The 12,430-nt window shown below is 54.5% G+C and carries 8 protein-coding genes; all 8 read left to right on the forward strand.

What is annotated here, in order from left to right; translation table 11 throughout:
• Positions 1-56 precede the first annotated feature (56 nt).
• The 8 genes from GGR27_RS11780 to GGR27_RS11815 all read left to right on the forward strand — a co-directional run bounded on the left by GGR27_RS11780 (position 57) and on the right by GGR27_RS11815 (position 12,180).
• Complete coding sequence (locus GGR27_RS11780) at positions 57-1,610, forward strand: DUF1501 domain-containing protein (protein ID WP_168037648.1); 1,554 nt, start codon at positions 57-59, stop codon at positions 1,608-1,610.
• 544 nt (positions 1,611-2,154) lie between these two features.
• Positions 2,155-5,754, forward strand: coding sequence for a sulfatase-like hydrolase/transferase (locus GGR27_RS11785; protein WP_245184623.1), 3,600 nt, complete (start codon positions 2,155-2,157; stop codon positions 5,752-5,754).
• A 390-nt stretch (positions 5,755-6,144) separates the two neighbouring features.
• Entirely contained in the window at positions 6,145-7,266 is a 1,122-nt protein-coding gene (locus tag GGR27_RS11790; protein WP_168037649.1) for a glycoside hydrolase family 88/105 protein, read from the forward strand.
• A 220-nt stretch (positions 7,267-7,486) separates the two neighbouring features.
• Positions 7,487-8,317 (forward strand): 5-dehydro-4-deoxy-D-glucuronate isomerase, encoded by an 831-nt coding sequence (gene kduI, locus GGR27_RS11795; RefSeq protein WP_168037650.1) that lies wholly within the window; start codon positions 7,487-7,489, stop codon positions 8,315-8,317.
• A 151-nt stretch (positions 8,318-8,468) separates the two neighbouring features.
• Positions 8,469-9,233: an SDR family oxidoreductase gene (locus GGR27_RS11800; protein WP_320060355.1), complete on the forward strand. Its 765-nt coding sequence runs from the start codon at positions 8,469-8,471 to the stop codon at positions 9,231-9,233.
• Between the two features lie 134 nt (positions 9,234-9,367).
• Positions 9,368-10,051: an NUDIX hydrolase gene (locus GGR27_RS11805; RefSeq protein WP_168037652.1), complete on the forward strand. Its 684-nt coding sequence runs from the start codon at positions 9,368-9,370 to the stop codon at positions 10,049-10,051.
• Positions 10,052-10,368: 317 nt separating this feature from the next.
• A complete protein-coding gene (locus tag GGR27_RS11810; protein WP_168037653.1) occupies positions 10,369-11,406 on the forward strand; it encodes a sugar kinase in 1,038 nt (345 codons plus the stop codon).
• 114 nt (positions 11,407-11,520) lie between these two features.
• Positions 11,521-12,180, forward strand: coding sequence for a bifunctional 4-hydroxy-2-oxoglutarate aldolase/2-dehydro-3-deoxy-phosphogluconate aldolase (locus tag GGR27_RS11815; RefSeq protein WP_168037654.1), 660 nt, complete (start codon positions 11,521-11,523; stop codon positions 12,178-12,180).
• Positions 12,181-12,430: the final 250 nt, after the last annotated feature.

Below are 12,430 nucleotides of genomic sequence, written 5' to 3' on the forward strand. Positions count from 1 at the left end.
CACAGACTCTAGACCAAAGACCTTAGACCAAAAGACCCTAGACTAAAGACCTAAAAATGAAACGCCGTTCCTTCCTCCGCCGCGCCTCCATTCTCCCGCTGCCCTTGCTGTTCAACCAGGTAAAGCTCTCCGCGCTCACCCAGCCCTGGTTGGCGGGCGAAATGGCGGATAATGACAAGGTTCTCGTCTTGATCCAGTTGATCGGTGGTAACGACGGCCTCAATACGGTGCTGCCGCTGGACCAGTACGCCGCGCTCACCTCCCTGCGCAGCAACGTGGTCGTCCCCGATCAGAAAGTGCTAAAGATTGAGGATGCCGTTGGGCTACACCCCGCGCTCACTGGCGTTCGGGAGGTGTACGACGCGGGGAAAATGACCATTCTCCAGGGGGTTGGCTATCCGGAGCAAAACCGGTCTCATTTTCGGTCGACTGACATCATGAACACCGGTTCGGCGAGCACCGAAGTGCTCAACCGCGGTTGGTTGGGCCGGGCTCTGGACGAGGAATTTCCCAATTACCCCACCGCCTACCCGAACGTGGATAATCCCGACCCCTTCGCCATCGTCCTGGGGGATTCGGTCTCCGAAACGTGCCAGGGGGCGGGCGGCAACTTCAGCATCGCACTGACGGACATTAACCGGGTGGGTCAGCTCCCCGTCTTCGCGGGCGGTGCTTCGCTCGATACGCCCTACGGCCGGGAGCTCGCTTGGTTGCGCACGACCATTTCCCAGACGAACGAATACGCCACCGTCGTGGGGGCGGCCGCGGCGAAAGGAAATTCCGAGGCGGAATACCCGAACGGTAATAAACTTGCCGCCAATCTGAGGGACGTCGCGCGCCTCATTTCCGGTGGGTTAAACACCAAGATATACGTAGTTGATTTAGGAGGGTTCGATACCCACGCCGACCAGGTCGTCGGCGACAACACGCGTGGCACGCACGCCAACTTGCTCAAAACGCTTTCCGATGCCATTGCCGCGTTCCAGTCGGACCTGGCTGCGCTCGGCCTGGAAGATCGGGTGATCGGCATGACCTATTCCGAGTTCGGCCGCCAGATCAAGTCGAACGGTAGCTCGGGAACTGACCACGGGGATGCCGCGCCGATGTTTGTCTTCGGGAGTTGTGTCAGTGGCGGGGTAGTGGGTGATAACGTCGAGCTGTCCGGCGGCATCGAGCGGGGAGAAGGCGTGCCGATGCAGTACGACTTTCGCAACGTCTACGGCTCCATTCTGATGGATTGGTTCGGCGTGGGCAAGGAGTCCGTCAAAGATCTGTTGATGGATGAGTTCACGCACATTCCCCTTATAAATAATTGTCGGGTGACTTCCACGAGTGATGGCCGGCCGGGCTTGCGCCGCATCGATCTCGGCGTGGTGCCCAACCCGACGAATGATGCGGTAACGCTGACTTTTATCTCCGGGAACGAGCGGGTCCGCCTGAGCGTGTTCGATGCCTACGGGCGGCAGGTTCGGGTGATTGCCGACCGGCAATTCTTAGCCGGAGAACACCGGTTGTCGGCGAACCTCGGGGGCTTGCCAAAGGGGGCTTATTTCGTGCACCTGATGCTGGCCGGTGGCGTGCGCAAGAGCAAGCGGGTGGTGCTCAACTAATGGACCTTACACAGCCGGATTTTGCCACAAAAACACGGAACCACAAAAGCGTGGTAGAAAGTGCTCTGGCGTAGCCGAGAAGAGCTTTTCTGTGTCATTGTGTTGTGATTCGCAGTACTTCGTGCTGCGTGGCTGAAAAAACCTGCGTAACATCAGTTAATTAAGGATGGTTTTTTGGCTGGAAGGAGCGATTACTACCCACTAAGGGAGTGACAATGGGGGCGCGGTCGCGGGTGCCGGGTAAATTGGTAACGCAAGGTTACGAAGGAACACTTCTTAATTCGAGATTCAACCTTTATAGTCTAACAACCCAGGATTTGTGATTCCTAGCTTGTCCTTTTTCCTGTTGGCTGCGTTGAAAAGCCTCGCCGACGCTACGGCGTCTCCTACGTTTTTCGCCTTGCCAACAGAAAAAATAACATCGCTATAAATTCACAAATCCTAAGTTGTTAGACTACGGTCAGGACGCTACAGGATACCCTTCCGTCGGAAATGTCGGATTTAACAATCCAAGTTTCATCTGCGAAAGCAGCAATTTTGATCCATGCAACAACTTAGCTACCCGATGAACAGTGCTAATGCCCTTCTTCTGTGTCTACTGTGCGGGCTTATTTCTCCGATCTTGCGTGCTCAAACACCCACGACCGACCGACCCAACATCATCTTTATCCTCACCGATGACCAGCGCTTCGACGCCATCGGCTACGCGGGCAACGAACTGATCAGCACGCCGGAGATGGACAAGCTGGCGGCGGAAGGGAGTTACTTTAATCACGCCATGGTCACCACGCCGATCTGCGCGGCCAGCCGGGCGAGCATCCTTTCGGGCGTGTACGAACGGACGCACCGGTTTAATTTCCAGACGGGTGATATTCGCGAGGAATACATGGAAAACGCCTACCCAACGGTGCTTCGGGGCAACGGTTACCACACTGGTTTCTACGGAAAATACGGCATCCGTTATCAGGGCGAAGCCGAAATGTTTGACGAATACGAAACCTATGACCGCAACGGTGCTTACCCCGACCGCCGGGGCTACTTTTACAAAACCATCGACGGCGACACCGTCCACCTAACGCGCTACACGGGCCAGCAGGGCTTGGATTTTCTCGATAAGAACGCCGGTACCGATGAGCCCTTCTGCTTAGCCCTCAACTTCTCCGCCCCCCACGCCCACGACAACGCCGAAGACCAGTATTTCTGGCAGGCCGAAACCGACAACCTTCTTGCTTCTACTACCATCCCGGCACCCGCGCTTGGCGCCCAAAAATACTTCGATGCCCTGCCCGGCCCCGTCAAAGCCGGCTTCAATCGCCTCCGCTGGACGTGGCGCTACGACACGCCGGAGAAATACCAACACAGCGTTAAAGGGTACTACCGTATGCTCTCCGGCATCGACCTGGAAATTGGCAAACTGCGCGCCGAACTCGAACGCAAAGGCATCGCCGATAATACCGTCATCATCGTGATGGGCGACAATGGCTACTTCCTCGGCGAGCGACAACTGGCCGGCAAGTGGCTGATGTACGACAACTCCGTGCGCGTTCCGCTGATCGTGTATGACCCCCGCGGCCCGCGGCACGTCGACAGTGACGTTATGGCCCTCAACATCGACGTGCCCGCTACGATTCTCGATTTAGCCGGCGCTAGGCAACCCGCTACTTACCAGGGACAAAGTTTGCTGCCCATCGTCAACGGTCAGACCAAACAACTCACCGTTCGCGATACCGTCCTCATCGAACATATTTGGGATTTCGATAAAATCCCGCCCAGCGAGGGCGTCCGCACGAAAGACTGGAAGTACTTCCGCTACGTCGACGATCAGCGGGCGGAGGAATTGTACAACTTAAATGACGACCCACTGGAAATCAACAACCTGGCTTCAAACCCGGATTACCGCGCTAACTTACTGGCGCTGCGCAAGAAATGCAATCAATTAATCGCCGAATACAGCGATAATTACTCCGATGCGCCGGCGGAACTATCTATCGAGTACATTCGCGAACCGGCCACGATCGTGCTGCGCGACCCGACGCCGGAGTTTGGCTGGGTCGTTCCGTCGGGCGCTGAATTCCAGGCGGCTTACCAGGTGTTGGTGGCTTCGTCCCGGACTAATATCGACGCTAATTACGGTGATGTTTGGAACAGTAAAAAAGTAGCGGACCCGGAAAATTTTGGAATAGAGTATGATGGCCTCGCGCTCGATCCGAATAAAAGCTATTTCTGGAAAGTCAGAATATGGGACGATGTAAACCGTCTGAGCCGGTATTCCGAATCACAGCAATTTCGGGGGGTGGATGCCACGACAAATAATTCCATCGCATTATCCAGCGACGGCGCGGGAACGAAAGGTGATGCGGGTGGAAACTACTTGACGACGACAAACATCACCGAATTAGAGCGGATAAAACCCGTTTTGGTGGAGCAGCGCGGGGACGCGCTCTTCGTCGATTTCGGTAAAGCTGCTTACGCCAACATGGAAATTGAGCACACGGCAAAACGAAAGGGCGCGCTGACCATCCGGATCGGCGAGTCCGTTAAAAACGGCCGCATCGATCCCGTGCCGGGTGGCCACATCCGCTACCAGGAAATCACCCTGCCGGTGATGAAGGGAACCCACACCTACCAACTACCCATCGTGCCGGACGAGCGGAATACCAAGCCACTGGCCATTCACCTGCCGGATAGTATTCCGGTGTTGCTGCCCTTTCGGTATGCGGAAGTACTGGGCGCAAGTGGTGTAAGCGGAATGAAAAGCAGTGATTTCACCCAACTTATGTATGCCAACTACTGGGATGATGACGCCAGCTCTTTTACCTCCGACAACGACATTCTGAACCAAATTTGGGACTTCTGCCGCTACAGCATCAAAATGACCACCTTCGCCGGCTTGTACGTGGACGGCGACCGGGAAAGAATCCCCTACGAAGCCGACGCTTATTTACAGCAGTTGAGCCACTACACCACCGACCGGGAATACGCCATCGCCCGCCGTACCATCGAGTACTTCATGGAATACCCGACCTGGCCGACGGAGTGGCAGCAGCACGTTGCCCTGATGTTTCACGCCGACTACATGTATACGGGGAATACCGAGCTAATCGAAAAATACTACGACCAGTTGAAGCACAAGACCCTGGTCGAGTTGCAGGGGGAAGACAATATGGTCAGCTCCACCCGCGTGACGCCGGCGTTCATGAAAAAGCTCGGCTTCGGGGAGCGTAAGGACGTGCTGAAAGACATCGTCGACTGGCCACCCGCCGGCTGGCAGGGAAACCCCGAGGTGACTGGTGAGCGGGACGGCTTCGTGTTTATGCCCAATAATACGGTCATTAATGCCCTGTTTTATAAGAATATGCTCATCATGGCTGAGTTCGCCCGCGTGCTCGATAAGCCGGACGAGGCGCTCGACTTTGAGCTCCGCGCGTTGAAAGTGAAGCAGGCCGTGAACGCTACGATGCTGGACCGAGGGAAAGGTTATTACGTGGATGGTGAGGGGACGGATCACAGTTCTGTCCACGCCAACATGTTCCCGCTGGCCTTCGGGATGGTGCCGGATAATTATAAGAAGTCGGTTGGCGAATACATCAAGTCGCGTGGTATGGCGGCTTCCGTCTACGGTTCTCAGTACCTGATGGAAGCCCTGTACGAAGCGGATATGGACCAGTACGCACTCGAAATGCTGGCCGATACGACCGGTGACCGCAACTGGTACAATATGATTCGGGAGGGCTCTACGGTCTCGATGGAAGCCTGGGGGTTCAAGTACAAACCCAACCTGGACTGGAACCACGCCTGGGGTGCCGCGCCGGCTAATATCATTCCCCGCCAACTCTGGGGCATCCAGCCGAAGACGCCGGGTTACGGGGTGGCGACGATCCGGCCGAGTTTGGGTAATTTAAAAGAGTCCAGTATTAAAGTACCTACGCTGCGCGGGCCGATTAATGCGGACTTTAAGTGGGTGAGCGACCGGAAGCAAGTTTATACCATCGAGCTGCCCGCTAACATGGTGGGGGAATTTACCCTGCCGCTTGACGACGGGCAGGCACTGAGCTTGAACGGAAAGAAAGTTAACCTGGCTTTCGGATCGGTGCGGCTCTTGCCGGGGAAGAACTTGTTGGAGATTAACGTGAATTCTTTTTGATGATTTACGGGGTGGTGTTGGTTCTTCGAGCTCTCGGACCGAAAATAACTGGTATTAGCTTTGCTTCCGCTAGTAATTTATTGATCCGATCACCTCGTACCGAGTTCAGCTTCGCTTCCGTTGGTAATTTATTGATCCTTCTACCTCATCTAAGCTAACGAAAGAAGTTGGATCTATCCCCCTTGGGTCACGGGATGCGGACGCCTGAAGTATTGTTCCTTCGTAATGACATATGGACTGGCTAAATCAAACCAGGACGCATACCTGCTTGGTCGACTGCCCTCAAATAGTTGAACGTTGGCAAACTATGTTAAACAAACACAGTTTATCTTAGCACCCGGAAAGTGCGTACCGTGCTTTTCGCATTCGATCAAACACTAAAAGTAAATCATGACGCTTATCCGAACCACCATTCCCCTGCTCCTTTGTCTTTTCCTGGCATCCTGCGGCAGCGCCCCTAAATCTTCCACGGCTAAACTGAGCAGCCCGGCCGTCATCGAAGCTAAGATGGTCGACGCCATGAAGTGGCAGGAAGCCAACCCCATCGGTAAGGATCCGACGGACTGGACGAACGGCGCCTACTACACTGGTGTCGCGCGTTCCTACGAATCGACCGGCAACCCCGTTTTTCTCAAGGCCCTCGAGGACATGGGAGGACGCACCGACTGGAAAACCTACAACCGCTACTTTCACGCGGATGACGTCGCCATTGCTTACTCTTACCTGACGGTCAACGAGGAAAACCCCGCGGTTGTCAACCTGGAGCCCACCGGCCAGTGGCTGCAGGACCACCTGTACAAAGACCACAAATGGAAAGAGGGCAACACCGAAGAAATGGAGCCCATTCTGTGGTGGTGGTGCGACGCCCTGTTCATGGCCCCGCCCGTTATCGTACGCTGGTCGAACCTGAAGAACGACCGGAAGTACCTCGACGATATGCATAAGTATTACACGGAAACCTACGACCTGCTCTACGACCAGGAAGAGCACCTTTTCGCCCGCGATAACCGCTTTCTCTGGACGGGCTCGGATGATGACCGCAAGGGTGCCAACGGTAAGAAAATATTTTGGAGCCGTGGTAATGGCTGGGTGATGGGCGGTTTGGCGATGATGCTCGAAGAAATGCCGAAGGACTGGGAACACTACGGTTGGTACCTCGACCTTTATAAGGAGATGGCGGCGAAGGTCAAAAGTATCCAGCCAGCAGACGGCTTGTGGCGCGTAAGCTTGCTCGACCCCGGTGCGTTCGACCACGGCGAAACGAGCGGCTCCGGTTTCTATACTTTTGCACTGGCTTGGGGTATAAACAATGGCGTTCTCGATAAGAAAGAGTACGGACCGGCCGTCAAGAAAGCCTGGGCGGCGCTGGAAACGGTGCAGCTCTCCGACGGTAAGATCGGCTGGGTACAAAACATCGGTTACGACCCCAGGCCAGCCTCGGCCGATAGCTGGCAGAACTTCGGTACCGGCGCTTTTTTGATGGCTGGGTCGGAAGTTCGGAAGATGAAGTAAGCGTCGTATCAGTACACCCCAACTGATTGTTTCTCCTCACTGCGCGCTCACGGTTCGTGACGCTTGGTGGGGAGAAGTAGTTTTGGGCCACTAGGCATCGCTAATCGGCCAATCGCATAATTTATCAGGTGATGAAGTGCCGTAAACCAGGTAAATTGCCCCCCACTTAGAAAGTTTCCTCTTTTCTGTGTACATTTGACACAATAAAAAATATACAACCATGCAAACCCGCTACGGCGTCCACCCCGAACACTTCAGAACCTTTACCACCGACCAGACGCGCGACGAATTCCTCGCCCAAAATATGATGGTGGCCGGTAAGATCGAACTCGTCTACTCTCATTACGACCGCTTTATTTTTGGCGGCGCGATGCCCACTTCCGGCCCGCTCGAACTACCTAACGACGATGATCTGAAGGCGGAGTACTTCCTCGAACGCCGCGAACTCGGCGTCTTAAACCTCGGCGACGCAGGTAGCGTAAACGTGGACGGGACGACGTACCAACTTGCCCGCTTCGACTGCCTCTACGTCGGCCGCGGCAGTAAATCCGTCACCTTTTCCAGCAACGACGGCGGCAAACCGGCGAAATTCTACCTCAACTCCGCCCCCGCCCACAAAGAATACCCGACGACGAAGGCAACCCAGGCCGAAGCCAACCGGCTGGAGCTCGGCGACGATGAGCACGCTAACAACCGCGTCCTTTATCAGTACATCCACGAGAACGGCGTCCAGAGTTGCCAGCTCGTCATGGGTTGGACGGAACTCCTCCCCGGAAACATCTGGAACACCTTCCCGCCCCACACGCACGAACGGCGGATGGAAGTCTACCTCTACTTCGACATTCCTGGCGAGGAACTGGTGATGCACTTCATGGGTAAGCCCACGGAAACGAAGCACATTGCGGTCCGGAACTTTGAAGCCGTAATCTCCCCACCGTGGAGTATTCACAGCGGTGCCGGCACGAGCGCTTACCGTTTTGTTTGGGGCATGGCCGGTGAGAACCAAGCATTCACGGATATGGACGCTGCGCCTTTATCTACGGTACGGTAAATTGCTTAACTCAAGCGCTAAATCGTGATTCGGGGTGGTAAGTAGCTAATGTGCCACCTCGAATCACCGGTTGAAGCCGTACTTTAATTGAGATAGATACAATACGCTGCATTGCGAAAGCGAATCAACCCAATCAATCATATCGACCATGATCTTAGAGCAATTCAATTTAGCGGGCAAGACCGCATTGGTAACCGGGTGTAAGCGCGGCATTGGTTTCGCCATGGCCGTCGGCCTGGCGGAAGCTGGGGCTGACATCATCGGTGTCTCGGCAAGCCTAAAATCAGCCGGGTCAGACATCGGTAAAGCCGTTGAAAATTTAGGTCGGAAATTCACGGCCTATCAGTGTGATTTTAGTAATCGGGAAGCACTCCACGCTTTCATCAAGCAAGTAAAGTCGGATCACGGGACGCCGGATATTCTGGTGAATAACGCCGGGACAATCCTGCGGGAGCCGGCCGCTACGCACTCCGATGAATACTGGGATAAAGTAATTGAGGTTAACCAAACGGCGCAGTTTATTCTCGCTCGTGAGTTCGGACGGGACATGATCGAGCGCGGAAAAGGGAAGATCATCTTTACCGCTTCGCTGCTCACGTTCCAGGGTGGGATCACCGTTCCGGGTTACGCAGCCTCTAAGGGAGCGATTGGTCAGTTAACCATGGCGCTATCCAACGAATGGGCCAGCAAAGGCGTGCAGGTAAACGCCATCGCGCCGGGCTACATCGCGACCGACAATACCCAGGCACTACAGGACAACGAAGAGCGAAGTAAATCCATCCTCGGTCGCATCCCGGCCGGGCGCTGGGGGCAGCCGCAAGATTTCAAAGGGCCGATCGTTTTCTTGGCGAGTGCCGCTTCCGATTACGTGACCGGCGCCGTGATGCTGGTTGATGGCGGTTGGATGGGACGGTAATGGTCTGTAGTCTAGGGTCTGAGGTCTTTAGTCTGATGTCTATTGTCTTTAATCTTACCTCTATGTTCCATTTTAATAAATAACCATCAATTCACCTCCTGGCCAACCAACCGTCAGCTCAAGCGACTACAACCATGAAAACCGAGTATTCACCGAGGGTAACGACGGACAGCCACGCAGTAACGCTGACGGTAGATTGCGCCATCTTTGGTTTTGCGGACGATTCGCTGCGGGTCTTACTCGTCCGACGGGCCGTGGAGCCTTACCGTGGCGACTGGGTTCTGCCCGGCGGCGCGATGTATCAGAATGAGACTTTGGAAGATGCCGCGATCAGGGTTCTTCGGGACTTGGTGAACGTTGAGGACATTCCGATGCACCAAGTAGCTACTTACAGCGCGGTAAACCGCCACCCCGTACGGCGAGTGATCACCTCTTCCTATTTTGCCCTCGTCAGCCCGGAAGATCACGACCCCATCGCTCGCGAGCACCTAGACCAGGCAAGATGGTGCGCACTAAATGAACTGCCCGAGTTAGGCTTCGATCATCGCATTATTCTGGATGACGCCTACGAAGCACTAAAACAAGAACTTCGTTCCCAACCCTTGGCTTTTCACTTGCTTCCGGAAAGCTTCACGCTGAAAGAAGCGCAGGAAGTTTACGAAGCTATCCTCGGAGAAGAACTCGACCGGCGTAATTTCCGGCGTAAAATACTTTCCTACGATTTTTTAATCAATACGGCCGAGAAAAAGCCCGGTGTCAAGGGTGGTCCGGAGCTTTACCGGGTTGACGACGTGAAATTGGAGGAGCATATGTCTTGAGGGCAGTCACACATCTGATGAACTTCCAAATATTGTTGTGCAACAATAATATTTGGAAGATGCATCCGATGAGGACTGCCCAAAAGTAGGTGAACATTCCATATATATATATATAATACGTACGACTGGAACTGAGCGAACATGATAATTGCAAGAATCAATGCGCAGATAGGTTATCATGTCCTTAAAAACGATAATTTATGATGGTTCTCATCGGATGCATCTTTTTAAAATTGAAGCGAAGCGAATATTTTAAAAAGTTCATCAGATGTGTAACCAGCAACACAAAATTTAATTAACTTAATACAACCCACACTATGCCACGCATCGTAACCTTTGGCGAGATTATGCTTCGCCTCAGCCCTCCTGGCTGGAAACGTTTTTCTCAAGCGGACACCTTCGAAGTCATCTACGGAGGCGGCGAAAGTAACGTAGCCGTCACGCTAGCCAACTACGGCATGGACGCCCGTTTTGTAACGCGCATCCCCAAGAACGACATCGGTGATTGCGCCATGAACGCGCTGCGTAGCCGAAACGTGGATACTAGCCACGTCGTCCGCGGTGGGGAACGCCTCGGTATTTACTTCCTCGAAACCGGTGCCATGCAGCGTGGCTCGAAAGTGGTCTACGATCGCGATCACTCCGGCATGGCCACCATCGAGCCCGGTGAGATCGACTGGGATGCTGTCTTCACGGACGTCGACTGGTTCCACTGGACGGGCATCACGCCGGCCCTGAGCCAATCCGCCGCCGACGCTTGCCTGGAAGCTTGTAAAGTTGCCGCTTCGAAGGGCATCACTATCTCCACCGACCTCAACTACCGCAAAAAGCTCTGGAACTACGGCAAATCTCCCCAGGAGATCATGCCCGCCCTCGTCGAGCACTGCGACATCATTCTCGGTAACGAAGAAGACGCCGAAAAGCACTTCGACATCCACCCCGACTCCGTCGACGTGACTAAAGGGGACACGATGGACCCGGAGGCTTACCTCCCCGTCTGTAAAGCGCTGATGAAGCGGTTCCCGAAGGCTAAAAAAGTCATCACCACGCTCCGTGGGTCCATCTCCGCCAGCCACAATACGTGGTCCGGCGTCATGTGGGACGGCGAGAAGATGTACACCGCTCCCACCTACCAACTCAGCCACATCGTCGACCGCGTAGGTGGCGGTGACAGTTTCATGGGTGGCCTGATCTACAGCCTCCAGACCTGGCCCGACGACGACGATAAAGCCCTCCGCTTCGCCGTTGCCGCTTCCGCGCTCAAGCACTCTATTTTCGGTGATGCTAATTTGGCTACCGTGGATGAGGTAATGAGCTTGATGGAAGGGGATGGATCTGGCCGGGTCAGCCGGTAGAAAGAAGTCTAAGGTCTGTGGTCTAGGGTCTGTGGTTTGAATACCATAGACTCTAGATCACAGACTTCAGACCACAGACTCTAGACCACAGACTACAAACCAAAGACCAACAAAATGACCAGATTAGAAGTATACAGCACCGTAATGAACCAGGGCATCGTCCCCCTCGCTTACGTAGCGGACGTTGACAAGGCGAAAAAAGTCATCGACGCCGTTTACGCGGGTGGCATGCGCAGTTTTGAATTTACCAACCGTGGCATTGGCGCGCACAAGGTTTTTGACGTAGTGGCCGAGCATTGCCGAGCGAACTATCCGGACCTCGCGCTGGGTATCGGTTCGGTGGTGGACGCGCCGACGGCGGCTCTGTACATTCAGTTAGGGGCGGATTTCATCGTCAGCCCGATGTTGGTGGAAGAGCTTGCGCCTTTGTGTAACCGTCGCAAAATAGCCTGGATGCCGGGTTGTTTCACACCTTCCGAGATCGGCCGGGCGGAAAGCTTGGGTGCGGAGATTGTCAAGATTTTCCCCGGAAACGCTGTCGCCAAGGGTTTCATTAGCTCCCTTCTCGCCCCGTCACCGCGCACGAACGTGATGGTCACGGGTGGCGTTTCGCCGGATGCGGATAACCTTAAACGTTGGTTTGACGAAGGTGCCGTTGCCGTCGGTATGGGCTCCGGTTTATTGCGTAAGGATTTACTGGCCAATAGTGATTTTAAAGGTATGGAAGCGCTGGCTAGCAAGTGTATCGAGTTGGTGAATGAGGCACGCGGCTAGGGTTTTGCTAATGCAGTGTATTCTTTGGCGCGGTCGCGGGTGCCAGGAATAGGGGAGGGGAGCAACGTTGTGTTGCTCCCCTTTTTTGTGTCAACTTACTAGTGGACCAACCCGCAAGTTCTATTACACCCAAGTCTAGTCCTTTTGAACCTGGTCCGCGTTGCCAAAATCCTCATGCAGCTACGGCTGCACTCCGGTTTTAGCGCCTTGACCAAGCACAAAACGCCGACGACTTAATGTAACGAAACTT

This window comes from Neolewinella antarctica, from assembly GCF_011927835.1.
Classification (GTDB): domain Bacteria; phylum Bacteroidota; class Bacteroidia; order Chitinophagales; family Saprospiraceae; genus Neolewinella; species Neolewinella antarctica.